We start from the raw sequence: 25,069 nt of genomic DNA, 5'->3' as shown, positions 1-25,069 counted from the left end.
TCATTGTGATACCTATGCGACCAAAGTCGCCGACCACAACAACCAAGCACCCACACTTATCGGTTGTCCAAGTTTTTAAAGATCTGCCGTCTTGCAGCAAGGAAAGAATTCAGCTGCTTTCCTGTTTCGCCGATTCGCTGTTGCGTTCGGGAAGCCGCGCATTATAGAGACCCGAGAAAATCCGTCAACACAAAATGAATCGAAGATTCTTATGAGTCGATTCCGGCGCCCGGACCGTGGATCTGCGCGCCCGCGCTCGGGCCGGTGGCGGGCGGCCGGGTGTCGAGGTACAGGGCCTCGACCTGTGCGCGCGCCCACGGCGTGCGGTGCAGGAACTCGGGCCGGAGGCGATGCCGGGTTCGTGATCGAAGCCGCGGATGCTCACCCGCCGCCGAGCGTCGGCAAGCCGAGCCGGTCTGCGCGTCGGAAGAGGACCTCCTCCAGCGTGAGACCGTGGAAGGAGTTGTCGGGCCGTCGGCGGGTCATGGCGTGGTCGCTCAGCCTCCCAGCGCGGCGACGTCCCGGGGCACGACGCCCAGGTCCCGCCAGCTGTCCGGGTGGCAACTGAACAGCAGGATCTGATGCCGGTCGGCAGCATCGAACAGCACCCGCTTCATGTTGCCGAGGCGCTCGACGTCGCTGTGCACCAGCGCATCGTCCAGGATCACGAGCGTCGGCCGGCCGGCCTCGCGCAACAGGTCGGCGTAGGCGAGGCGACTGATCAGGCCCATCTGCTCGCGCGCGCCGAAGCTCAGCTCGGCGAATCGGCCACGCTCTTCCCCGCCGTGGCCCTGGCGCACCAGGATCTCCGGCACGAGCGCCTCGTCCACGCTCAGGCTGGCCTCCGGAAACAGCAGTTGCAGATAGCGGTTCAGGTGGCGCTGCAAGGGCGCCTGCAGCTGACGGGTGAGCTGCAGGCGGTGATCCGTCAGACGGACGAGCAGGAGGTCCAGCGCGCGGGCACGCCGCGTGAGCTCGTCGCTACGGCGCGCAGCACGCGCCAGCTCGACGTCCAGTTCCGCGCTGCGCTCCTCCAGGCCCTCCGCCCCGAGCGCCTCCAGGCTGGCCCGGAGGCGCTCGAGTTCGAGGCGGCGCTGCTCGGCGGCCTTCTCCGCCGCATCCGCACTGCGCGTGAAGCGTTCGACGTCCTGGCGCAGGACGCCGGGATTGGCCTGATCGATCTGCTTCTGCCGTTCTCGCAGGGCCTGGTCGAGCCGGTTCTCGCCGGCACGCAGCTCCAGCAGCTGGTCCTCGGCCTGCTTTTCGCGCGCCTTGCGATCCGCGCCCTGCAGCTCGCCGTCGAGCCGGCTCCACTCGGCCCGGGCACTCTCCAGCGCCTGCGTGGCGAGCAGGAGCGCACTGCGGAAGCCCGCCTCGTCGGCCTCGGCCGCCTTGAGGGACACCTCGGCAGCGTCGAGCTGCGCCTCGGCCCTGGACACCGAGAGGCTGTCTTCCTGCGGTTCGGGAAGGGCCCCGATCCGTTTGCCGAGATCCTCCCGGCGCGCCTGCGTGAGCTGCTTTCGACCCGCCAGCGCCTCGAGGCCCTCGGGCGCCAGCGACTCGAGCACCGATGCGTCGCGCTTGATGGACTCGTCGAGCTCGCGGCATTGCTCGTGGCGGGCATCCGCCGCGGCCAGCGAGTCCGCGCCGAGCGCGGACAGGAGGCTCGCCCTCTCGTCCGCCAGCCCCTGGCGCGCGCGCACCAGATCGGCGATGTCGTCGCCGCCGGGCAGGATGCGCAGGCTTCCCAGCTGCGCGACGAGGATCTCGGTCGGCTCCAGCAGGAGGCGCTCCCCCCGCCCGCTCAAGGGCTCGCCGCCCAAGGTGAGCGCGCCCACCTCGCGCAGGTCGAATTGCAGTCGGGTGGCGACCGCCTCCTGGCGGATGGCAAGCCGGGCGAGCTCCTCCTCCACCTTGCGCAGGCGCTTGAGCGCCTTGGCGTCGACCTGCAGGGACTGGCGCAACGCGCGCTGCCGCAGCCACCGCTCGTGCAGCTCGCGGGCGCGCGCCAGCGCCTGATCCAGGCCGGCGAGCTCGCCATCGACCTGCGCCAGCTCCCGTACCAGGTCCTTGCGTTGCTGATGCTCGCGAGCCAGCCTGACCGTCGCCCGGGCCGCTTCGAAGGCCTTGCGGGCATCGCCGAGCACACGCTCCACGGCCGGCCTGCGCGCATCCTGCGCGGCGAGCGCCTGTTCGGCCGCCTGGCGGTCGGCGGCGCGCCTGTGCAGGTCCTTGCGCTGCGCCTCGAAGCGGCCGAGCAGATCGAGGCTCGTGCGCATGCCGGCTTGGCAGGCCTGCAGCGCCTGCTGGTCGCGCTCCTGCTCGCGCTGCCAGGAGACGACCTCGGCCAGCCGGAGGTCAGCCGCCCTGGCCTGCTGCCGGTAGACCTCCCAGATGCGCTCGGACTCGTCGCGGGCCTGCTCCTCGCGCAGCTGCCCGAGCCGATCCACCTGCTGGCGATACTGCCGGATCCGCCCCTGCAGATCGGCGTGCTCGCGCGCGAGCCGCTCGTGCGCCTCGAGCGCCGCAGCGAAGTCGCCGGTGGGCCGGCCGGTGGCGGTCAGCAGGCGCGCGCGCTCCCGGGTGATCCGGGCGATCAGCTCGTCCCCCGCGGTGCTGGTCACCTCGCCGAGGCTGGCGCCCAGGACGGACTTCAGGTGGCTGCCCGCATGCTCGACCGGCTTGTGGATCTCCTGCCCGGCGCCCTGCTCGATCCACAGCAGGCCGGGGATGCCCCAGTGCTCCGGTCGGCTGGCCCCGCGCCCGGGGAACTCGAAGCCGAGCAGGTCCGCGAGCTTGTCCTCCGCCTCCTCGCCGCTGAACCCCACGCCGTCTACGCTGACATCGCAGCGCTTGCGCTTCAGGAAGCTCTTGACCAGCTTCCAGCGCTTGCCCTGCGACTCGAACTCCAGCTCGACCGTGGGCGCGGCGGCCGAATCGCCCCAGGGCTGCAGATCCTCCACGCTGGAGGACTTGTAGCGCTCGAAGAATGCAGCGCGGATCGCGCGCACCAGGGTGCTCTTGCCGGACTCGTTCGGTCCGGTGAAGAGGTTGATGCCGGGATCGAGATCGCGGATCTCTACGGGCTGCCGGAAGCGGCGCAGCTGTTCGACCTTCAGGCGCAGCAGCCTCATGCCGCAGCTCCCTGGGCCTGCGCCTCGAGCAGCAGCGCGGCGAGGATCGCCAGCGCCTCGCTCGCGACCTCCGCGTTCTCGCCATCCTGCTCCTCGCGCAGCTCGGCGATCACCCGGCCCACGTAGCCGTCTGCGTGCAGGGCGGCGAGATCATCCTCGGTGGGCTGCAGCCGCAGCCCGGAGAGGTCGGCGCGCAGGCTGCGGAACCTCGCCTCCGCCACCGAGAGCGCGGCTTCGAGCCGCTGCCTGCCGAGCAGGTGGATCTCGCCGGACAGGCTCAGGTCGACCACGGCAAGCTCGGGCAAGGCCTCCAGGCGGGCGATCGTGCCCTCGAGATCCGAGGCCACCGCCAGCTTTTCCTCGAGCGCGATCCAGGGGTGCCGGCCCACCGCCCGGACCTCCACTTCCGGCTCGGCCCCGACCGCGGGGATGTCCACGAGCAGCACATTGCCCGGATCGTTGGCCTTGAATCGGTCCTGCTCGGGCGTGCCGCTATACCAGGTGCGCGCATCGATCCGCCGTGTGCCGTGCCAGTCGCCGAGCGCGAGGTAATCCAGCGCGGCGCGGGTGGCGCGGTCGGCGGCGATCGGGTTGGGCGAGTCGATGTCCTCGGCGAGCACGCCCTGGACGCTGCCATGGGCGAGGCCGACGCGGACCAAGCCGGGCGCCGTCTCCGCGTGATCGAACCACGCGGTCTCGTCGGCCGGGGTCTGGCGCTGGGTGAGCGGCGCCGGCAGCACGACGAAACCGCGCTCGGGGAACGCCATCACCTGCGCGCCCAGCGCCAGATGCACATTGGGCGCCACGGCCCCGAGGCGGCGGGCGCGCGACCACACGCTCTCGGCCAGCGCCGCGTCGTGGTTGCCGGGGATCAGCACCCACGGGCCTGCATACGCCCCCATGGCGTTGAACAGCCGGCGGATCGTGCGATCGGACACCGTCTGCGCATCGAAGACATCCCCGGCCACCAGCACCGCATCCACCGCCTCCTGCCGCGCGATGCCCGCCAGGCGCTCCACCGCAGAGAAGCGCGCCTCGGCCAGCGCGAGCGCGTCCTCGGGCGCGAAGCGCGCGTACTGGCGGCCGATCTGCCAATCGGCGGTATGAAGAAAGCGCGGCATCGGTCCGTCCCCTGATCCAGCGGAAAGTCGTGCATGCACGGCCGCCGTCCCGGGGCTCCGATCACCGGACCCGGGCGCATGACCGATGCACATCCCTGTTTGTCACCGGCCGGCATGTTACACGCCGCCCGGCCCTGCGGCAGCCTGCCTCCGCGCCCTGCGCAGCGGCTCGAGCAGCCCGGCCAGATCGTTGTGGTCGAGCTCGTGCATCAGCGCGAGCAACTGGCCCAGCTGCCCTGGCGGGAAACCCTTGCGGGCGAACCACGCGAGGTAGTATCCCGGCAGATCCGCGATCACCCGCCCCTTGTACTTGCCGAAGGGCATCTCGCGCTCGAGCAGCAGCACCAGGTGTTCAGGATTCATCCGTTCGATCCGTTTTTCCGTGCCCATCCGCATTTCCGTGCCCAATTGCGAGCGCGGCCGCGCGCGCCGACGCTCCACTCTCCCACAAGGTGACCCGCTTGAGCCTCCATTCCTCCCCAGGCCTCGTCTTCGACACCCCGCCCATCGAGCTCGAGACCGGACCCGATCCCCGCTACAGCGTCATCTGGATGCACGGCCTGGGCGCGGACGGCAGCGATTTCGAGCCGGTCGTCCCGGCGCTGGCTCTGCCCCGCAGCCCCGCCGTGCGCTTCCTCTTTCCGCACGCCCCCTATCGTGCGGTCACCTGCAACGCCGGCTACGTCATGCGCGCCTGGTACGACATCGTCTCGCTCGCCCCGCACAGCCGCCAGATCGACGAGGCCGGACTGCTCGAATCGCGCACCCTCGTCCGCCAACTGATCCAGCGCGAGGCCGAGCGCGGCGTGCCCGGCGAGCGCGTCATCCTCGCCGGTTTCTCGCAGGGGGGCGCCGTGGCCTATCTGACCGGGCTCACCCACCCCACCCCGCTGGCCGGCATCATCGCGCTGTCGACCTACATCCCGAGCCCCGGGCTGCTGGTCGATGGGTTCGTGGAAGCGAATCGACAGGTTCCGGTCTTCGCCGCGCACGGCACCCACGACGATGTCGTCTCTCCCGCACTCGGAGAGCACGCGGTCGAGGTCCTCCGGCAGCTGGGCATCGAGCCGGAATGGCACCGCTACCCCTTGCCGCACTCGGTGAGCCTCGAGGAGATCGCCGACATCGGTCGGTGGCTGCGCACCCTCGTGCATTGACCGGAAGACCCGGCGAGACCCGCCGGCACGACGGCGCCAATGTCCACACCCATACGGCGGGCAATCGAGGCGCGCACCGCTTGTGCGTCGCGGACTTCGCCCTCGATCGCGCCGCAGCCACTTGCAGCCACCCATCTGCTCGACAGGCTCGCCTGCGGGAAAGCCACGCTCGACGAGTGGCTCAGGCCACACGTGCTGGCAAATGAGCCAAGTGGCGCCCGTCGCCCTTTCGCGCTTGCGGATCGGATCGGCCGTGTCCTTGGCTACTCCGTGATGGCGGCCGGCGCCGTCCCGCACCAGGATGCCACCAACAAGGTGCGCCGCAACATGCCGGACCCTGTACCTGCTGAGTCGCCTCCTACGCGCCCGTCGCCACAATCCGCTCATGACGCGAAGCGGCCTCGCCTAGCGCCTGCTCCAGCGGCATCCCCTCCTCGACACCCTCCATGATCATCCTCTGCAGAATGGCGCCGAGCATGTCGACATTCGCGGCCATCAGCGGCCGGACCTCGCGCAGGAACTCGCAGGTCGGCGGATCGTAGGCGTATGGTTGCAGGAAGTCTTCGAGCGCGCGCCCGGTGGCGAGCGCGTGGCACATGTCGTAGAGCAGGTTGAAGCAGCGCACCTGTTGCAGCGGGTCGCTCTCCCCCAGGTTGATGCGGACCTCCTCGGCCAGGTCGCGGCGGAAGTCCTCAAGCTGGTAGGCCGCATGTGCCTTGACGACATCTTCAGGCGTGAATTCCCATTCCATGGCGTTTTCTCCTCCTCTTTCGGCAAACGTGCCGTGTCAGCCGAAGATGGCCGTGAAGGCGTCCTCGTCGTCGCGGCAGATCGGGCAGCTTTGCTGCGGGGTATGCGAGACGAAATGGCGGTCGCAGCGCGTGCAGCGCTGCTTGGCCATCGACAACAGCACGCGCGGCGTTTGTTCGGGCCGCGCGTCGAAGGACGCATCGGCATCGAGCACGTGCGGCTGGCAGACCTCGAGGCAGACCGCGCAAGCAACACAGCGGTCGGCATCGAACTTGAGCTGATAATCCGCCGGCGACTCCTCGATCTGGATCGCACCCGTCGGACAAACGCGGAAGCAGGCCTCGCAGTTGTTGCATCCGGGCTGCAGCGACAAGGCCATCATCGGGAGCGCATCGTGCAGCGGCACACGGAAAGGCTGGTCGTCCTTGCGCTTGCACACGATCTGCAACAGCTCGCGCCGCTCCGGCAGCGCGTAGGGGCCGGGGCGGATCGCCTTGTCCGGAGTCGATGGCGCCGACGCAGGGGGCTCGAGAGACTGCGCAACCTCCGCCACACCGCGTCCCACCAGGCGGCGGAACCACTGTCGCCGCACAGCCGCAAAGGGCGCAGATCCGCGACTGTCGGCGTTCGCGAAATCGGCCTCGTCCAGTTGCGGAGCGATCCAGTCGGCGGGTTTCTCGATGCTGGCAGCCGCATCCTCAAGTAGCCCGCAGGCATCGAGATTGCTGGCGAGCTGGGCCGCGCCGCGGGGACCGTGCGCGCAGTGCTCGCAATGCGCGGCCCCCCGCAGGGTGACCGGAATCCGGCGCTTGGCCAGATACGCGAGGCTGGCCGCATCCACCGCGCCAAGGCAGGGCACGACAGCGTCTCCGCTCGCGCCCGACGGGGCGCAGGCGATCGTGAAGTGCTCATGCCGGATCGCCTGACGCAGCATGTCCACCGGCTTCAAGGCCTCGCTCGCGAGGGCGTCGGTCGGGCAGGCGGTGACGCAGAGCGCACAGTTCTGGCAACGCGCGGGGTCGATCCTCCCCCCCTCGTCGGTGAGCGCGAGGGCGTCGTGCGGGCAGGCGTCCGCACACCGGCTGCATGCGCTGTAGCGAAAGCGGTAGCGCGTGCAGCGGCTGGCGCGGAGTTCAGGATAGGCCAGGCTCATCGGGGCGCGGTCCGCAGTTGCTGCAGGGCGGGTCCGTGCTCGCAGGTGTTCTTGGGAATCACGAACTGGAACGCGCGGCCGCCCGGCGGCTCGGCGTTGATGCGAGTAAGCACGCGTTGCCAGGCGAGGACACCGCCCTCGACCGCCAGGACCGGGCTGCCGGGATGGGCGGCTGCGATCGAATCGGCCACCGCCAGCGCGGCCTCGTCGGTGTCCGCGACCACCACCACCGTGGCCGTCGGGTTGATCCGTAGATCCTCGCGATAGACGAGGGCCTCGTCCAGCGGCGAGGCCTCGCGCGCGGCCGCGGTGCGCGCATCGACGACGCAACAAGGCGGGCTCACCCGCAGCGCCAGGCCGAGCTGCATCTCGTTGCGCAGGCTCGCTGCTGCGTGGGCCTGTACCGAAGCGGTCAGCAAAAAGACCGCCAGCACACCGCCAACGTAGCGTCGGAATCGCGTGATCATGCTTCCTCCATGTCGGTCATCGGCTCCACGGGGACCAACAGATCACCCAGCAGCACAGCGCGACGCTCAAAAAGCGCCGTCGGCAGCGCAATCCGGGTGACCTTGCCGTAGCGCACCCAGTCAGCCAGCGCCGGTTCGAACTGCCCGCCCGGGGCGATCCAAAAGCCTTCGCCCAGGGCTTCGACCAGCCCGGCACACAGGTTGAGGTCAGTGTCGTCGAGGACATCCACCTGCACCAGCACGGTGGCGATCCCACGCTTCTTCATCTCGCCCAGCCACCAGTCCACGCGGATGCCGGTGGCGCTACCGTCGGCGCGCACAATTTCCCAGCCGGGCTCGCACAGCGACGGCGTCACCACCCGAAAGTCGGCGTTCGACACGGTGTCGAAGGACCACGACACCGCCATGCGGCGAGCAGGCACGAACAGCCCGACGCGATCAAGCCCGAAGCGCGCGGCGAGCCGCAGCGGCAGATCCGCATCGCTCAGCACCGCCTCGCCCAGCAGCACCTGCGGCGCACCGGCTTCGAGCAGGGCGGCGGCACGGGTCTCGTCGCCCTGGCGCAGGATCGCGATACCGCCGTCCTCCACAAGCGGTGCGCACCCAGGCTCATCGAACCGGAACAGCAACTCGACTTCCGCCGACACCTTGGCCCTGTCAGCGGTATCGGCGGTATCGGCAAGGCAGGCGCAGCGGATCATGTCGGCAGCGCTCCGTCGTGCTCGAACTTCGCATACACGAAGGGGAACATCGGGTTTTCGCCATCAGCCGGCAGCGACGCGATCAGCGGGCGCAGCGTTTGAAGGGTGCCGATGATCGGATCGATCTGCACCCCCATGAAACGAGGCCGGTATTTGCCGAGCGCGATGAGCGCATCATCCACCATCAGCAAGGCGCCCTCCTGATTGCGGTTCTGGGTGAAGAACAGCGCCAGCGTGGCAAACGCCAACCCCTGCAGAAACTCGGCCTCGGGGTCGCGCGTGCCCAGCACGCTGTTGCGGATCAGGCGCGACCAGCGCTCATTGAGCAGGTCGTGCAGCACACCGAGCTCGTTCGAGTTCCACAAGGTGGCCACCTCGGACCAGTCGATTTCGGACAGCACCTGGCGGTCGGGCGGCAGGATCGGCCGGGCTTGAAGATCGAGCAGCATGGTCGAAACCTCCTGTGGGTCAGCGCAGATCGTGCAGGGTGTGAACGTTCGCCGCACGCTGTTGCGTGTCCGGAATCGACTCGCAGCCATTGCACACAGGCTCGTCGGGATTGAACTCGACGCGGATCTCGCTCTTCGGGACCACGGCGCGGGCGTGATCTTCGTCGTCGATGCGCAAGCCCATCGCAGCGATCTCCTCGCCGGCAAAGCCCTGGAGGAAGGCGGCCATGCCACGGTAGAAGGAATGCTCGGCGACCTGCTCGACGAGGCGGGCGTAGCCGCGCACCCAGCGCGCGAGATGTTGCGTCCAGAAGCGCTTGAGGTCGCGCTCGATGCGCCGGGCGAGCGCTTCGTCGCCGGCGGCGAGTGCCCCACTGCAACGCTCGAGCAGCTCGGCGACGAACATCAGCTCGACCCCGAGCTGGTCGGGAAACAGCTCGAAGCGCCCCTTGCCCACGACGAAGCCCCACTTCGCGTAGTCCTGGGCGACCTGAAAGTGCGGATCCTGCTTGTAGCGTCCGGTCAGCCGCACCGATTCGACGGGCGGAAAGCCACCGCTGGCCGCGAACAAGGTGGTGTATTCGCAGGCCAGCCGCTCGACCAGGGCGCCCTCCTCCGCGTCGAGGAAATCGGCTTCGAAGCACACGCCCGCGGCGGCCAAGCTCGCGAGCACTTCCGGGCAGCGCAGGGCGCGAACGAAATCAGCATCGGCCTCCTCGACGAACACCCCGGCCAGCAGCCGGCACAGGCTGGCGCGCGCGTCGTACTCGGCACGCCGCTCGGCGATCGGGCGCGGCGGTGGCGCGCGCTCGTCGACGACCACTGCATGCTCGTCGTCGATCGCAAGCAATGTTTTCAGCATGTTGTCTCCGGTTCGATTCCGGGTCGCCATGCGGCCCGGCTGGACGATTCACAGCCGGCGGAAGCGCCGAAATCGGCGCCCCCACCCCCTGGGCTCAGTGCCCGCCCGACGCCTTGGGCTTCACGCTTTCGGGTCCGGCCCACGCCGCCATCTCGGGGTGCATCTTGCGATGCAGGTCACCCGTGTAGGCGTAGCGCATGGTCTCCTTGTAGGCCGCGTAGTGTTTGTCCCAGTCGCCGTGGATATCGCCGTACTTGTCGTTCGGCCCGGCCTTGGTGACCTTCACCACCGTGTCGTACCAGCCCTGGGAGCCGCCGATCGGGTCGGCCACCGCCGGGATGATGGCGTTCGGATGCACGCCCTTGTCGTCCCACCACACGTTGTTCAGGTCCGGATCCTCTTCACCGTGGCTGGCGTCACCCTTCCTGTCCTTGAGCTTCAGGGTGGCAAGCCGGCCGTATTCCCAGTGGCCGAAGCCGGTGGCGATCGAGATCACCTGCGGGTGGATGCCCTCGGTGACGTAGGCCTTGGTCACCAGATAGCCGACCGGGCTCTCGACGCGCACCAGATCACCCGTCTTCACACCGAGCTTCTTCGCCGTCTCCGGGTTCATCCACGCCGGGTTGCTGTGCGCGATCTCGGCCAGCCACTTCACCGCCGCCGTGCGCGACTGCTTGTGCACGTTGAGCTTGAAGGTCGACAGGATCATCTCGTCGTCCTTCATGGTCTCGTGCCAGGGGATGCGCTTGAAGGTCGGCATCGGGTTGAAGCCGTACTCGGCCCATTCATCCACGCGCACGTTGATCACCCGGTTGGGCGTCGGGAAACCCACGTAGTTGCGCCCGTTACGCCGGATGCCGATCGCCTTGCCGTTTTTCGTGATCAGTCCGTGCGCGTCCACCATCGCGCCCTCCATGTCCGCCGCCGACAGTTCCTTCCGGTACAGGCCGTACTCGGCCTGGATCTCGCGTCCGGTCTTGTCGGTGACCTTGCCGGTCTTGGGGTCGAGCGTGCCGTAGATCGGCCACACACCGTGCTTCTTCAGGAAGTCCAGCCCGCCCGCCTCCTTAAGCCCGGGCACGTTGTCGAAGTGATGGCGCATGTAGTCCTCGCCATCCTTGAAGGCCCAGAACTGCTTCATGCCGCGCGAACCGTCCGGGTCGAGCTTCCAGATGATGTCGCGCAGCAGCACGCGGTTCTCGCGCGACTCGCCGAGCGACTTGTGCACCGGCTGGCGGATGCCGAGCCACGGCCACAGCGAGTTGGGCATCGACTCGGGTTCCCAGCGCTCGAGGTAGGGGCAGTCGGGCAGGATGATGTCGGCCAGCGCCGTCTCCTCGCCCATGTGCGAGCTCATCGAGATGAAGTACGGGATCAGTTTCTCGTCGCGGTACAGCTTGCCCCACACCGCCTGCGCACCCGGGTTGGTGTAGACCGGGTTGTCCTGGTAGGTGAAGGCCACGTTGATCTTCTGCCGGCCCTCGGCAATCCAGAACGGCACCAGGTGGCTGACCTTGTGCGAGGCGAGCGGATACTCGGGCGGATGCGCGAGCACGGAATCGTGCTTCGGCCCGGGGGGCTGCGGATTCGGCTGCGGCCAGCCCATGCCGCGCGGCAGGCAGTAGCCGCCGCGCTTTTCCACGTTGCCGGTCATGATCGGCAGCATCATGCAGGCCTTCTCGTTGTACGAGCCGTACAGGTGCTTGGCCGGGCCGCGGTAGGTGAACAGCGTCGCCGGCTTGGTGGTGGCGAACTCGCGCGCGATGCGCTCGATCGTCTGCACCGGCACGCCGGAGATCTTCGACGCCCATTCCGGCGTGTATTGCGCGTAGTGCGCCTTCAGCTCATCCACCGTGACGTTGGTCCAGGTGTCGATGAACGCGCTGTCCTGCAGGTCCTCGCGCAGGATCACGTGGCCGATCGCCAGCGCCACCGCGCCGTCGGTGGCCGGGAACACCGGGATCCACTCGTCCGAGAAACCCGCCGTGTTCGACAGGCGCACGTCGAAGGTGACGATCTTCATGTGGTTGTCGACGCGGCCCTCGGCGATGCGCTGCGACAGCGGGTTGTGGAAGTAGGCCGCCTCGAGGATGTTGGAGCCGAAGTTCAGCACGTACTTGGCGTTGGCGAAGTCGGGCGTCTCGATGTCCGGCCCCCAGGTCGGCTCCTGTCCCACCTTCTTCGACGACTCGCACACCGAGGTGTGGTTGAGCACGGTGGCCGAGCCCAGCGTCTTCATGAAGCGGTCGATCGTGCCGCCGGTGCGGTTGCGCCCGTATTTCAGCATGATCGTGTTGGGGTCTTCCTTGAGCGCAGCGTCGAGCTTCGCCGCCACTTCGGTCAGCGCCTCCTCCCAGGTGATGCGCTTCCACTTGCCTTCGCCGCGTGCGCCGACGCGCTTGAGCGGATACAGGATGCGGTCGGGGTCGTAGCTGTACCACATGCCCGAGTTGCCCTTCGCGCACAGGCGGCCGCGGGTGGAGACGTGCTCCGGATTGCCTTCGAGTTTCACCACGCGGTCGTTCTCGACGTAGGCGATGGCGCCGTCCTGGATGTTGCAGACGTGGCAGTTGACCGGGATCGCCTTGCGCTCGGCAGCGGTGACCGGGCTAAAGTCCTTGCCGCCCAGCTCGTTCTCCATGGCGTGCAGCATGCGCGGCGCGAGCGCGGCGGCGGCAGTCGTGCCGGCACTGGCCTGCAGGAAGGTGCGACGGGTGATTTTCGGGAAGTCCATTTGAAGATCTCCTTGCCTGACCGGTCAGTAGAGGGTCTGCAACTGTTGGGGACCCATCAGCAGCGCATAGCGCAGGGCCGCGCCACCGAGCAGGACGAGCAGCGCAGCCAGCGCGATGCCCACCTGCTGGCGGCCGAAGGGCGCGAGCAGCAGCGCGATCGGCGCCGCGGTGCCGGCGACAATGCCCATGCCGACGAAGATCAGGCCCATCGTGCCGGTGGTGAGGATGAGGAAGGTGAGCTCCTGCGCCGAGCCGCCGTAGCTGGTGGTGCCCAGGATCGAGATCAGCATCACGCCCACCGCCCCGCAGGACCACATCAGGTACTGGCGCAGCACGCGCTGGGCGCCCTCGTTCCCGGCCGCCAGCAAGGCCCCTACCGCCGAGCCCGACGCGATCGCCATGGCGACGAACAGCACCGGGATGACCGGCGTGTTCCACACCGGACGCGACTGATGCACCGTGAGGTCGTAGCCGGTGTAGATCGGCAGGCCCAGCGCGAGCAGCGCGGTGATTGCGGCGAGCAGCTTGCCCCGGCCTTCGTCCCCCTTCTTCAGCGCCAGCAGATACAGCACCGACGCGATGCCGAAGGCGACGATGTTCAGCGCTCCCCAGGCGAGCGGCGACGAGAAGTTGAGGTAGGCCGGATTGAGGATGGCGAGGAAGCGCATCGGCTGCGACAGGTCGCCGATCAGCAGCAGGCCGCCCAGCGCGAGCAGGACGAAGGACACCACCGCCGCCTTGACGCGCAGCGGCCGCAGCTCCGGCGTCACCCACGAGCCGTAGGACAGGAAGGCCAGCCCTGCGCAGATGCCGATCACGAAGAAGTAGATCGCGTAGGTCGCGTGCCACGACACATCGTGGAACCAGACGTAGTCACCCATGGTTTTCTCCTCAGATGTCGAAGTGGCGCTTGAACGCGCTTCGATCGAGCTCCATCACCTCGGGCTTGCGATAGGCATCGCGCCCGAACTCGGTCTGGTTGCGGTCGGCCCCGATGTAGAACACGTGCGGCTTGGTGCCCTCCTCCGGGCGCAGCACCTGGGTGGCGTGGGTCGCGACCAGGTACGAGACCTCGCTGTTCGGATCGTTGAGGTCACCGAACACGCGCGAGCGTCCGATGCAGGTCTGCACGCAGGCCGGCACCAGGTTCTGCGTCACGCGGTGGAAGCAGAAGGTGCACTTGTCCACGACATTGGTGATCGGCGTGTAGCTGCGGTGCGAGGGCAGCATGAAGCGCGCGTTGTAGGGGCACGCCGCCATGCAGCTCCGGCAGCCGATGCAGCGCTCATAGCGCTGCAGCACGAAGCCGCCGTCCTCCACCTTGAAGGTGGCCTCCACCGGGCAGTTGCGCACGCAGGGCGGATCGTCGCAGTGGTTGCACAGCCGCGGCAGGAACTGCTTCCTGACGTTGGGGTACTTGCCGACAACCTTGTACGGCACCCAGGTGCGATTGACGCCGAGCGGCGTGTCGTACTCCGCCTTGCACGCCACCTGACAGGCCATGCAGCCGATGCAGCGCCGCGTGTCGACCACCATCGCGAACCGGCGCTTGCCTGGCGCCTCCCTGGTCTCGATCGGCGAGACCCTGAGTTCTTCACTCATGCCTTCCCCCTCCAATGAATGCAGCGCGCCGCGCCGCGATCGCAGTGGCCTTCGCAGCAGACGGGTCATCGGCGCCCAATCCGCCGGCCCCGTCCGTGTGCATGCGGACCACTTGAGGGGTCCGTCGCAAAAACCAGGCCAGGAACAGGGTTTTTGGCCACGAGTCAGCAACGCCGGGGACGCCAGCCCCGTCGCCATGCGAGATGGGAATCGGGGGTGTTACGGCGGCGTAACATCGGCACCGATTGCTGCAGCGCAAACCGTTACGCCGCCGTAACGCCCCGCCGGCACGGGCTGACAAGGAATCGCCACGATGCCTATCATGGGCAGATGAACAGGGATGCCTCCGCCCGCTCGCCTGCCCCCCAAAGCGACCTCGAACACGCGCCGCGGCGGGGCTTTCTGCGCGCGGTCGGCGCAGCGGTATTGCTGCAAGGACTTCCGGCGCGCGCGGAGGCCATGCCCATTCGCATCGGCCTGACCCCGGTCTTCCTCGACGACCAGATGCGCTTCGTGGGTCAGTGGCGGCAGTGGCTCGAGCGCAAGCTCGGGCGCGCGGTCGTCTTCGTGCAGCGCGGCAGCTACCGCGAGATCGTCGACCTCGTGCGCGCGCACAAGCTCGATTTCGCGTGGGTCTGTGGCTATCCCTTCGTGCGCTACCAGAACGAGATGACGCTGGTGGCGGTGCCGCTCTGGCGCGGTCAGCCAAGCTACCAGTCCTACATCATCGTGCCCGCGGACGACACCCGCAGCACGGCCTTGTCCGAGTTGCGCGGCAAGGTGTTCGCCTACTCCGACCCCGACTCCAACTCCGGCTACCTCTACCCCCGCTATGTGCTGACCACACAGGGCGAGGCGCCGGACAACTTCTTCGCCCGCAGCTTCTTCACCTGGGCGCATCGCAAGGTGGTCGAGGCGGTCGGGGTCGCCCTCGCCGATGGGGGGGCGGTAGACGGCTATGTCTGGGAGACCCTCGCCGAGTCCCACCCCGACCTGACGCGCGCGACCCGGATCATCGATCGCTCGCCCCCGCTGGGCTACCCGCCCTTCGTTGCGCGCGCGGACATCCCGGCCGACGAACTGAACCGGTTCCGCACCGTCCTGCTCGAGATGGCGGACGACCCCGGCGGGCTGGAGCTGCTGCGTCGCCTTCGCCTCGACGGCTTCACCGTCGGCGCACCCACGCTCTACGACGAGATCGCTGACATGGCCGCGCGCGTCAGCCACCCATGAACCGGCTCGCCGATCTCTCCCTGCGCTGGAAGATTCCGCTGCGGGTCGTGGGGGCCGTGCTCGGCACCGCGATCGCGGTGACGGTGGCGCTGGTCGCACGCGACTATGAGATCGTGCGCCAGAACCTCGAAGGCCACGCCCGCAGCATGGGGCGCGTGCTGGCGCACACGCTGGTCATGCCGGTGCTCCATGACGACATCTGGCGCGCGTACGAGATCCTGCAGTCGGCCCATGAACCCAACCCCGCCGCACCGGAGCTGCAGGCCCAGGTGGTGCTCGTCACTGATGCGGACTATCGCGTGTTCGTCTCCACCCGGCCGCGCACCTTTCCGATCGGATCAAGCGCAGCCACCCCGGGGGGTGCCTACGGGCTGCTGCGCGCAGAGCTATCGCACGGCGCCCCCGAGGACCAGCGCCTGCTGGAACCCGCCGACAGCCCGCTCTTCTTCGTGATGACACCGCTGATTTCGGACGGTGTCGCGCTCGGCCACGTCATCCTGGCTTATGCAAAGCCGGCCCTGCTGCCGCGCGTCGCGGGCCTGGTCGGACGGGCGGGCGGGGTGACGGTGCTGGTGCTGATCCTGTTGCTGCCGGTGTCCTGGGCCTGGGCCCAGCGCACCGCACGGCCGCTGCTGCGCCTGGCGGAGGCCATGAAGCAGCTCCCGCTCGAGGTCGAGGCCGCACGGCTGGCCGACCTGCCGGAGAGTCGCGACGAAATCGGCCAGCTCGGCGCGGCCTTCCGGCGCATGGTGGCCGAGATGCGCGTCAAGCAGGAGATGGAGCGCCAGATGCTGAGCTCCGAGCGGCTGGCAGCGATCGGCCGCCTGACCGCCGGCATCGCGCACGAGATCAACAACCCGCTCACCGGCATGCTCACCGCGCTCAACACCCTGCAGCGCCACGGGGGCGACGCCGAACGCACCGAACGCACGCTGTCGCTGCTGCAGCGCGGGCTGAGCCAGATCCGCAACACGGTCTGCGCGCTGCTGGTGGAGGCGAAGATTGCCGATCGGGACTTTGCGCCCGAGGACGTCGACGATCTGCTGATCCTGGTCGAGGCCGAGGCCCATGCGCGCGCGGTGCGCGTCGTCGTCGATGGACGCATCGCCGCGCCGGTCCCGCTACCGGCGACACTGCTGCGCCAGATCGTGCTGAACCTGCTCCTGAACGCGGTGACCGCCGCCGAGGCCGGGGGCATGGTCAGGCTTGACGTGCGCACGGCCGGGCGCGCACTGGCCGTCGCCGTCTTCAACGATGGCGCCCATATCGGCCAGGACGAGATGCCCTACCTGTTCGAGCCCTTCTCCAGCGGGCGCGAGAGCGGCCACGGGCTCGGACTGTGGATCGTGTATCAGATCACCCGCCAGCTCGGCGGAGAGATCCACGTCGAAAGCGCACCCGGCTCCACGACCTTCAGCATCGAGATTCCCTATGGCAACTCCTGACAGTACGCCGCAGCCGCGGATCTGCCTGATCGAGGACGACGAGATCATCGGCGAGTCCTTGTCCGACCGGTTCCGGCTCGAGGGCTTCGACGTGGACTGGTGCCGCACCGGCGCCGAAGCGAGGGATGCGCTCGCCACCCGGCGCCATGCGGTCGTGGTCAGCGACATCCGCCTGCCCGACTGCAACGGTGGCGACCTCTTTATCGAGCTCCTCGCCGAAGCCCCGGCGCTGCCGCCCTTCCTGTTCATGACCGCGTTCGGGGCGATTGAGCGCGCGGTCGCGCTGATCAAGGCAGGCGCCGCCGACTACATCACCAAGCCCTTCGATCCGGACGCTCTGGTCGCCAAGGTCTGTGCGCTCGCCGAGCGCTATGGGGTGGCCCGGACTGCCTCAGGACGCGACGAGCGTCTTGGCGTATCGCCGGCAATGGGCCGGATCGCCGAGAACATGCCTCGCTTGGCCCGGCATACCGAGTCCTTGCTCATCACGGGCGAGTCCGGGGTCGGCAAGGAGCATGTGGCACGCCTGTTCCATTACCATGCCGCCGGCGGCGAGGCGCCCTTCGTCGCGGTCAATTGCGCAGCAATTCCAGAGAGCCTGATCGAGTCCGAGTTGTTCGGCTACGAGAAGGGCGCATTCACCGGCGCGGCCAAGGCCCGGCGCGGTTACTTCGAACAGGCGCAGGGCGGCACGCTGTTCCTGGACGAGATCGGCGACATGCCGCTGTCGATGCAGGCCAAGCTGCTGCGCGTCCTGCAGGAACATCGGCTGCAACGCCTGGGCGGCGAGACGACGATTGCGGTGGACTTCCGCCTCGTCTGCGCCACCCACTGCGACCTCAAGGCGATGGTGGAGGAAGGCCGCTTCCGGGAGGACCTCTACTACCGCATCAACGTCATCCACCTGCGCATTCCGCCGCTGCGCGAACGCAAGGAAGACATCGTCTGGTTCATGCAGCACTTCGTCGAGGCCTTCAACCGCGCCCATCCGGAGGAAGCCCGGCGGATCGATCCGCGCACGCAGGAAGCGCTCGCGCGTTACCCGTGGTCGGGCAATGTGCGCGAACTCAAGCACGCCGTCGAGCGCGCCTGCATCCTGTCGCCGGGCCCGGTCCTCGGCGCCGACGCCTTCTTTGGCGAAGACCAGGACGTCGGCGCCGAAGCGCCGACCTCACGCCCGCTGGCGGATTACCTGATGGACTGCGAGCGCGATTACCTGCGCATGGTCCTCGAGCAGCACGGCGGGCACATGACCCACAGCGCCGAGGCACTCGGCATCACCCGCAAGACCCTGTGGGAAAAGATGCGACGCCTCGGGCTGCAGGCGCGCGACGACGCCTGAAGATGGCATCCCGAGGATCTCAGCCGCCGCACCTGGCCGAAACTTCGCTCAGCCGAAACGCCCGGTGATGTAATCCTCGGTTTCCTTCCTGACCGGCTTGGTGAAGATGTCGCCCGTCACGCCGTACTCGACCAATTCCCCCACGTACATGTAAGCCGTGAAATCCGAAATCCGCGCGGCCTGCTGCATGTTGTGGGTCACGATCAGAATGGTGACCTTTTCGCGCAACTCGGTGATCAGTTCCTCGATGTTCGCGGTCGCGATCGGATCGAGCGCGGAGGTGGGCTCGTCGAACAGCAGCAGCTCCGGATCGGTGGCCAGGCAGCGCGCAATGCAGAGCCGCTGTTGCTGGCCGCCCGACAGCGCGGTGGCGGGCTGCTGGAGGCGATCCTTGACCTCATTCCACAGGGAGGCGCCACGCAGCGCGCTTTCCACACGGCCTTCGATCACGCTGCGACTGCGCTCCCCCCGTACCTTGAGGCCATAGGCCACGTTCTCGAAGATCGACTTGGGAAACGGGTTCGGCTTCTGGAACACCATGCCGATGCGCATGCGAACCTCGATCGGGTCCACCTTGGGATCGACGATATTGGTGTTGTCCGGATGGAAAACGATGGCGCCCTCGTAGCGGTTCCCGGGATACAGATCGTGCATGCGGTTGAACGAGCGCAGCAGGGTCGACTTGCCGCACCCCGAGGGGCCGATGAGCGCGGTCACGCGCTTGTCCAGCACCGGAAGGTTCACCTTCTTGAGAGCGTGAAAGTCACCGTAATAGAAGTTGAAATCGCGGGTTTCCGCCTTCAGTTCGGTTTTCAGTTCAGTTTTGGCCATGAGGGCGTCTCTGGATCAGTTTTCGGAGTCGGGCAGCGTCGCTTACCAAGCGATGCTCTTGCGCAGGCGATAGCGGAGCCAGATCGCAAGTGCATTCATCAGCAGGGTCATCAGCACCAGGATCAGACCTGCCGCGGCCGCGTTCTGCTGGAATGCCTCTTCGGGGCGCGAGGTCCAGTTGAACATCTGGATCGGCATCACGGTGAAGCCCGACCACAGCCAGTCGAAGTTGATGAACGGCGCCGTGGAGGAGATCGGCGACGCGGGCAGGAAGGCGATGAAGGTCAGGGCACCGATCGTGATGATCGGCGCGGTTTCGCCAATCGCTCGCGACAGGCCGATGATCACGCCGGTCATGATGCCGGGAGTCGCGTAAGGCACCAGATGGTCGCTGACCACCTGCCACTGGGTCGCGCCGCAACCATACGCACCTTCGCGCACATGAACCGGAATCGCGCGCAGCGCCTCACGCGTGGCGACGATGATCACGGGCAGGATCAGCAGGCCGAGCGTCAAGCCCGCCGTCAGCACGCTCTGGCCAAAGCCGAACATGTAGACGAACACGCCCAGGGCGAGCAGGCCATAGACGATGGACGGCACGCCGGCGAGGTTGGTCACGTTGATCTCGATGATGTCGGTGACCAGATTCTTCGGTGCGTACTCCTCGAGATAGACGCCTGCCGCCACGCCGAGGGGAACGGCCGACAAGGCGGTCACGAGCATGACCAGCAGCGAGCCGACCCACGCCGACAAGATGCCCGCATTTGCCGCCCGACGCGACGGAAAGCTGGTGAAGAAGTCCGGGTTCAGGCGCTCCCATCCGTTGATCACCATCTGGCCGAACAAGGTCACGAAGGCCAGCACCCCGACCGTCAATGCCAGAAAGCCGGCAACTGCGAAGATCAGATCCCAGCGGCGGTTGCCTCGGATGATGCCGCGGATCGAAGCGATGTCTTGATTGTTCATTCTCAGGAATCCGGTATCAGTAGGCTTCGCGATAACGACGGCGAATCAGGTGCCCCATGATGTTGAAGAACAGGGTCAGCAGCATCAGGCTCAGACCAGCAGCGAAAATCGACTGATATCCGATCGAACCATGCGGCAGGTCGCCCATTGCGACTTGCACGATGTAGGCCGAAATCGTCTGCGCCGGCTGCGTCGGATCCATGGTGAAGTTCGGCTGCATGCCTGCAGCAACCGCCACGATCATAGTCTCGCCGACTGCACGCGAAATCCCGAGGATGTAGGCCGAAAGCACGCCGGAAATCGCGGCCGGCAGGACCACCCTCACGGCAGTCTGGAAGCGCGTGCTGCCCATCGCGTATGCACCCTCGCGCAGGCTCATCGGCACCGCCCGCATCGCATCCTCGGAGAGCGAACTGATGTACGGAACGATCGCGATGCCCATCACGAGACCCGCTGCGAGCATCGAGAAGCCGGGCAGGGACGGAAAGAAGTATTGCAGAACGGGCGAAACGACCGTCAGCGCAAAATAGCCATAAACGATGGTCGGGACACCACCGAGCAACTCGAGAAACGGTTTGACGATCTCACGCACACGAGGTGAGGCAAACTCGGAAATGTAGATGGCGATCACCGTGCCCAGCGGCACCGCGACCGCAAGCGCGACCAGGGACGTGGTTACGGTACCGAGCAGCAAGGGCAGGATGCCGTAGCGCGGCGTCGAGAACAGCGGCGTCCACATCGTGTCGGTGAGGAAATCCCACACCGGGACGTGTTCGAAAAAGTGATACGACTCGAAGATCAGGATCCAGATGATCCCGATGGTCGTCAGGACTGAAACCGAGGCGGCAAGAAAGAGTACGAGTTCGATGGCACGCTCGCGCACATTGCGCGAAAGCTTTCTCGACAGGCGCTCGCTGACCGTAGTGGTGTGCATGGACGACATGTCCATCCTCATGACTCGGGATCCAGGCACGGCTCCCTCCAAGGGTGAAAAACTGCCTGGACGGGACAACCCCCATCCAGGCAGTTCGGAGAATCAAGGATCAGAGCTTGGCTTCGCGCGAGATCAGCTCTTCGATCGTCACGCCCACGTCGGCATGGCCACCGAACACCGTGCCGAGCTTCTTGCTCTTCATGTGCTCCATGTTGGCCTCATAGGCCTTGGCCGGCAGCGGCACGTACTTGACTTCCGAAGTGAGCGCCGGGGCGTTCTTCATGTAGAAATCGACGAACTGGCGCACCTCGGCGCGCTCGAGCGCCTTCGCCGAGACGTAGATGAAGATCGGACGGGCCAGCGGGTTGTACGAACCATCGATCACGCTCTTCTCGGACGGCAGCACTGCGTCGCCCTTGGCATTGACGATCGCCACGGCCTTCAGCTTGCCCTGGTTCTCGGCGTAGTAGGCGTAGCCGAAGTAGCCGATCGCGTTGACATCACGCGACACGCCCTGGACGAGAACGTTGTCGTCCTCGGAGGCGGTGTAGTCGCCCCGGGAAGCCTTGGACTTGCCGTTGATGGCCTCGGTGAAGTAGTCGAACGTACCGGAGTCGGAACCCGCCCCGAAGAGGTTGAGCGGCGCATCCGGGAAGGACGGGTCGACCTGGTTCCAGTTCGAGACCTTGCCCTGGGCATCCGGCTCCCACATCTTCTTGAGCTGCGCGACGCTGAGCTGGGTGATCTTGCTGTTCGGATTGACGACGACGGTCAGGGCATCGAAGGCCACCGGCAGTTCGTAGTAGGTGATCCCTTCCTTGGCGCAGTCTTCCATTTCCTTCTTCAGGATCGGGCGGGATGCGTTGGCGACGTCGATCTCACCGCGGCAGAACTTCTTGAAACCGCCACCGGTCCCGGAAATGCCCACGGTGACCTTGATCTCGCCCTTGACCGACTTCTGGAAATCTTCCGCGACGGCCTCGGTGACCGGGTACACGGTGCTGGAGCCGTCAACCTTGACCAGCGATTCGGCTTGGACCGACGTCGCGGCGAGCGCGAGGAATGCAGAAGCAAGAACGGTTCGTTTCATCGATTTCTCCGAAAGTTATGCACGAGGCCAGGCGCAAGAAACGGCACCTGTAGCACCACGCCGAATGCTAGCGGCGCAATGTTTCAGAAAAATGAATCGTCACAAACACTGCAATCATGGGCGTCGCGGGAGAGGCTCGATCGAGCACGAGGATGACTCGGCGAGCCGATTCGGGCGCGTGCCCGGGCGGCTTCGAAGCGCACACTGAGCGCAACGCGGTCGGAGAAGCAGCCATGCGCCGCGGGCATTCACGGCAGTTGGTGTCAAGCGACACGAAGATTTAACCCCCTGACGACATCTGGAATTGACCCCCTGGGTTAATCAACTCTCCGACGTGATCGGGGTGGGGGCAGCGGCCTTCTGCAGAAGGCCGCTGCGGCGCTTGTCGCGCAGCCGGTAGCTGTCGCCCCTAATTGTGATGACCTGGCTGTGATGCAGCAGCCGATCGAGGATGGCGGTAGCGGCCACCGCGTCGCCGAACACCTGCCCCCACTCGCCAACGGGCCGGTTGCTGGTGATCAGCATGCTGGCCCGCTCGTAGCGTCGCGACACCAGCTGGAAGAACAGGTGCGCAGCGGCCGGCTCGAGCGGCAGGTAGCCCAGCTCATCGATGATCAGCAGCTTGGGCTTGGAGAGCTGCAGCAGCTTCTCCTCGAGCCGTCCGTCGGCGTGCGCCTTCGTGAGCCCGGCCATCAGCGCCGCTGCCGAGGTGAAGAGCACCGTGTAGCCGCGATCCACCGCTTCGCGCCCGAGGGCGACCGCCAGGTGCGTCTTGCCTACGCCCGGCGGACCGAGCAGCAGCAGGGCCTGACCGTGCCCGATCCAGCGACCGGAGGACAGATCCCGGATCTGCCCTGGATCGATCGAGGGCTGCGCGTCGAAGTCGAAGCCTTCGAGCGTGCGCACGCACGGGAAACGGGCGAGCTTCATGCCCATCTGGATGCGTCGGGTGTCGCGCCGGGCGACCTCGCGCTCGGCCAGGAAGAGCAGCGCTTCGCGCAGTGTCATCTGCGCCCGGCTGGCTTCGTCGAGCAGGCTGTCGAGCTGGTCGCGGATCGCCGTGAGCCGCAGCCGGGTGAGCAGTTCGTCGAGTCGGTCGGCATCGATCATCACCAGCCTCCTCCGACGAGCGCTTCGTACTCGGCCAGCGGACGCAGCAGCGCATCGGTGGGCGGCGGCGCCTCGATCTGGGCCGGCGGCAGCGACCCACCCAGCAGGTGGCTGCGCTCGATGCTGCGACCGCGACTGCCGGCGAGCTCCGCATGGCGGGCGACTTCCTCGCCGGCGTACTCGACCACCACGGTGTCGGCGCTGACCACGACCGTCACCGTCTCGCCAATCAGCCGCCACGGCACGCTGTAGGCGTTGGTGTCGAGCTCGATGCAGCCCTCCGCATTGACTCGGCGCACGAGCTCGCGCACCTGCAGGAAGGGGGCGATCCCGGCAACCGGACGCAGGTGTTCACGCTCCAAGTCGAAGCGCTCAGCGGGCGTGACACCGGTCGTACCGTGGATGCGCACATCGGCCACCTCGCGCTGCCAGCGCGCCAGGTGCGCCTCCATCGCCGTCCAGCTCTCGAAAGCATGGCCGGCGATGGCGTTCTTCTTCACGTAGCCCACGCCGTTCTCGGTCTTGCCCTTGGTGCGCGCGCGAAACGGCGCGCACGCCTTGGCACGGATATCCCAGTGCCGGCAGAACGCCTCGAAGCGGCTGTTGAGTCGGACCTGGCGCGTCTGCGTGTCGTGTTTGTCGACCAGCGCCTTGGCGTTGTCGATGAGCAGCGTCTGCGGCCGTCCGCCGAAGTGGACAAACGCCGCCTCGATCCCAGCGAACCACGCACTCTGGCGCTCGTGCCGGAACGCGCACGCAAATCCCCGGCGCGAATAGCCCAGCGTCGCCACGAACAGGAACACTCGCACCGACTCGCCGCCGATCAGCACACGTGTCTGGCCGAAGTCGATCTGCATCTGTTCGCCCGGTCCGGTCTCGAAGCGGATCGTCGCACGGCGACTCGCCTCCAGTTCCTGGCGGAACCCTCGACACGCGCGCTCGACCGTGCGCAGGCTCGTCTCGATCCCCAATTCCTTGCTCAACTGCTGACGCACCACGTCGCAGTTGCCCCGGTGCTGCAGGAAACGCTCCCGCAGCCATGCGTCGTGACCGCCCAGCACGCTGGCACGCTGCGGCTGCCGGTACGCCACCGGCCCGCCCGCGTTCAGATACCGCCGCACCGTGTTGCGCGCGATGCCCAGCGCCTTCGCAATCCGCTTCGCACCCCAGCCCGATTGCCCCAACCGAACGATCGTCGTGACCGCCTCCGGCTCCAACATCTCCTGCACTCCGCAAACCAGACGGCGTACAGGATTCACCTCGATGTGCTTCGTTTCCAATGATGGCCTCCTCGCGAACGAGGGGGTCAGTTCCTCGTGTCGCTAGGGGGTCAATTTACGGTGTCGCCTGACAGTTGGAAACTGGAACCTGGCCACCCCGGGGACTGCAGATCGAACTGAAGCTGGCACAGGACGCACGAGCCCCGACAGCTCGGTCACGGAAGGCAACGCTCGAACGGGAGCGAGGACGGGCTGAGCTCACACCGGCTCGGTCACAGCGTGGTCGCGGTTCGGCCACGGGATGAGCACAAAACAAAACGGGCCAGGTCCGCAAAGACCTGACCCATTGAATTGTTTGGCGCGCCCGAGACGATTCGAACGTCCGACCCCTGCCTTCGGAGGGCTTGCCACGTAGGCGTGGCAATGCTCCGCTAGACGGCTCTATCCGACAAATCTCTCGGAAATCAGGCCATTAGCACAGTATTTCGCTCAACTCAGAGCAAACACAATACCTTGTTTTATAACACTTAACACCGTTGTACGGGTCTACCTAGCCACATGCTCAGGTCTCCTGCAATGACCCTTTCCCGCCGTTTGTCTCAACGATACAGCATCTTTGCTCCGCGTACCCGAGGTATAGTTCTCTATGTTCCATAATGGAACGTGACGGAGCTCGAAAGCCAAGGATCAGGCAGTCCTTCGATCAATTCGTCAAAGCAAAGACACGCCCATCTGACAAACGTCGGCCACGCACGACCCCCCCCCCC

At 66.9% G+C, this 25,069-nt stretch carries 22 protein-coding genes; 4 read left to right on the top strand and 18 right to left on the bottom strand.

What is annotated here, in order from left to right; all coding sequences use genetic code 11:
- Positions 1–497 precede the first annotated feature (497 nt).
- From C665_RS09680 to C665_RS09670, 3 genes are all read right to left on the bottom strand, one after another.
- Positions 498–3,134 carry an AAA family ATPase gene (locus tag C665_RS09680; RefSeq protein ID WP_004307182.1) on the bottom strand — a complete coding sequence of 879 codons (2,637 nt, stop codon included), beginning with the start codon at positions 3,132–3,134 and terminating at the stop codon, positions 498–500.
- The gene (locus C665_RS09675) at positions 3,131–4,255 is read right to left on the bottom strand and encodes a metallophosphoesterase family protein (protein WP_004307180.1); all 1,125 of its coding nucleotides are present in this window, start codon (positions 4,253–4,255) and stop codon (positions 3,131–3,133) included. Before C665_RS09675 ends, C665_RS09680 begins: the two co-directional genes overlap by 4 nt.
- Before the next feature lie 117 nt (positions 4,256–4,372).
- A complete protein-coding gene (locus C665_RS09670; protein WP_040828928.1) occupies positions 4,373–4,618 on the bottom strand; it encodes a DUF3820 family protein in 246 nt (81 codons plus the stop codon).
- 98 nt (positions 4,619–4,716) lie between these two features.
- Here C665_RS09670 and C665_RS09665 point away from each other — a divergent pair, with 98 nt between their 5' ends.
- Positions 4,717–5,412 carry an alpha/beta hydrolase gene (locus tag C665_RS09665; protein WP_004307177.1) on the top strand — a complete coding sequence of 232 codons (696 nt, stop codon included), beginning with the start codon at positions 4,717–4,719 and terminating at the stop codon, positions 5,410–5,412.
- 358 nt (positions 5,413–5,770) lie between these two features.
- On the opposite strand, the gene C665_RS09660 is transcribed toward C665_RS09665, so the two are convergent.
- The 9 genes from C665_RS09660 to C665_RS09620 form a co-directional block, all read right to left on the bottom strand.
- Entirely contained in the window at positions 5,771–6,163 is a 393-nt protein-coding gene (locus tag C665_RS09660; protein WP_004307173.1) for a hypothetical protein, read from the bottom strand.
- A 36-nt stretch (positions 6,164–6,199) separates the two neighbouring features.
- Complete coding sequence (locus C665_RS09655; RefSeq protein ID WP_004307171.1) at positions 6,200–7,315, bottom strand: 4Fe-4S dicluster domain-containing protein; 1,116 nt, start codon at positions 7,313–7,315, stop codon at positions 6,200–6,202.
- Complete coding sequence (locus C665_RS09650; protein ID WP_004307169.1) at positions 7,312–7,782, bottom strand: hypothetical protein; 471 nt, start codon at positions 7,780–7,782, stop codon at positions 7,312–7,314. Before C665_RS09650 ends, C665_RS09655 begins: the two co-directional genes overlap by 4 nt.
- Positions 7,779–8,483, bottom strand: coding sequence for a beta/alpha barrel domain-containing protein (locus C665_RS09645; RefSeq protein WP_004307168.1), 705 nt, complete (start codon positions 8,481–8,483; stop codon positions 7,779–7,781). The genes C665_RS09650 and C665_RS09645 overlap by 4 nt, the downstream gene beginning before the upstream one ends.
- Positions 8,480–8,932, bottom strand: coding sequence for a hypothetical protein (locus C665_RS09640; RefSeq protein ID WP_004307166.1), 453 nt, complete (start codon positions 8,930–8,932; stop codon positions 8,480–8,482). The genes C665_RS09645 and C665_RS09640 overlap by 4 nt, the downstream gene beginning before the upstream one ends.
- Positions 8,933–8,951: 19 nt before the next feature.
- Positions 8,952–9,794, bottom strand: a complete 843-nt coding sequence (locus C665_RS09635; protein WP_004307165.1) for a TorD/DmsD family molecular chaperone — start codon at positions 9,792–9,794, stop codon at positions 8,952–8,954.
- A gap of 94 nt (positions 9,795–9,888) precedes the next feature.
- Entirely contained in the window at positions 9,889–12,528 is a 2,640-nt protein-coding gene (locus C665_RS09630; protein WP_004307163.1) for a molybdopterin-dependent oxidoreductase, read from the bottom strand.
- 24 nt (positions 12,529–12,552) lie between these two features.
- Positions 12,553–13,410: an NrfD/PsrC family molybdoenzyme membrane anchor subunit gene (nrfD, locus tag C665_RS09625; protein WP_004307160.1), complete on the bottom strand. Its 858-nt coding sequence runs from the start codon at positions 13,408–13,410 to the stop codon at positions 12,553–12,555.
- Positions 13,411–13,420: 10 nt separating this feature from the next.
- On the bottom strand, positions 13,421–14,131 hold the full coding sequence (locus C665_RS09620; RefSeq protein ID WP_004307157.1) for a 4Fe-4S dicluster domain-containing protein: 711 nt from the start codon (positions 14,129–14,131) through the stop codon (positions 13,421–13,423).
- Positions 14,132–14,461: 330 nt separating this feature from the next.
- Here C665_RS09620 and C665_RS09615 point away from each other — a divergent pair, with 330 nt between their 5' ends.
- The 3 genes from C665_RS09615 to C665_RS09605 are packed head-to-tail and all read left to right on the top strand — an operon-like array spanning position 14,462 to position 18,151.
- A complete protein-coding gene (locus C665_RS09615) occupies positions 14,462–15,364 on the top strand; it encodes a substrate-binding domain-containing protein (protein WP_012584422.1) in 903 nt (300 codons plus the stop codon).
- Entirely contained in the window at positions 15,361–16,809 is a 1,449-nt protein-coding gene (locus C665_RS09610; RefSeq protein ID WP_004307153.1) for a sensor histidine kinase, read from the top strand. Before C665_RS09615 ends, C665_RS09610 begins: the two co-directional genes overlap by 4 nt.
- A complete protein-coding gene (locus tag C665_RS09605) occupies positions 16,796–18,151 on the top strand; it encodes a sigma-54-dependent transcriptional regulator (RefSeq protein WP_004307151.1) in 1,356 nt (451 codons plus the stop codon). Before C665_RS09610 ends, C665_RS09605 begins: the two co-directional genes overlap by 14 nt.
- 48 nt (positions 18,152–18,199) lie before the next feature.
- On the opposite strand, the gene pstB is transcribed toward C665_RS09605, so the two are convergent.
- From pstB to istA, 6 genes are all read right to left on the bottom strand, one after another.
- Positions 18,200–18,982, bottom strand: coding sequence for a phosphate ABC transporter ATP-binding protein PstB (pstB, locus tag C665_RS09600; RefSeq protein ID WP_004307150.1), 783 nt, complete (start codon positions 18,980–18,982; stop codon positions 18,200–18,202).
- Positions 18,983–19,024: 42 nt separating this feature from the next.
- Positions 19,025–19,948 (bottom strand): phosphate ABC transporter permease PstA, encoded by a 924-nt coding sequence (gene pstA, locus C665_RS09595; RefSeq protein WP_004307148.1) that lies wholly within the window; start codon positions 19,946–19,948, stop codon positions 19,025–19,027.
- A 16-nt stretch (positions 19,949–19,964) separates the two neighbouring features.
- Positions 19,965–20,897: a phosphate ABC transporter permease subunit PstC gene (gene pstC, locus C665_RS09590; protein ID WP_004307147.1), complete on the bottom strand. Its 933-nt coding sequence runs from the start codon at positions 20,895–20,897 to the stop codon at positions 19,965–19,967.
- 94 nt (positions 20,898–20,991) lie between these two features.
- A complete protein-coding gene (locus C665_RS09585) occupies positions 20,992–21,972 on the bottom strand; it encodes a PstS family phosphate ABC transporter substrate-binding protein (protein WP_004307145.1) in 981 nt (326 codons plus the stop codon).
- A gap of 321 nt (positions 21,973–22,293) precedes the next feature.
- A complete protein-coding gene (gene istB, locus C665_RS09580; protein WP_004299423.1) occupies positions 22,294–23,082 on the bottom strand; it encodes an IS21-like element helper ATPase IstB in 789 nt (262 codons plus the stop codon).
- Positions 23,082–24,302, bottom strand: a complete 1,221-nt coding sequence (gene istA, locus C665_RS09575; protein ID WP_004299421.1) for an IS21 family transposase — start codon at positions 24,300–24,302, stop codon at positions 23,082–23,084. Before istA ends, istB begins: the two co-directional genes overlap by 1 nt.
- Between the last annotated feature and the right edge of the window lie 767 nt (positions 24,303–25,069).

The organism is Thauera aminoaromatica S2, assembly GCF_000310185.1.
Taxonomy (GTDB): domain Bacteria; phylum Pseudomonadota; class Gammaproteobacteria; order Burkholderiales; family Rhodocyclaceae; genus Thauera; species Thauera aminoaromatica.
This window is presented reverse-complemented; position numbering and strand designations above follow the sequence as displayed.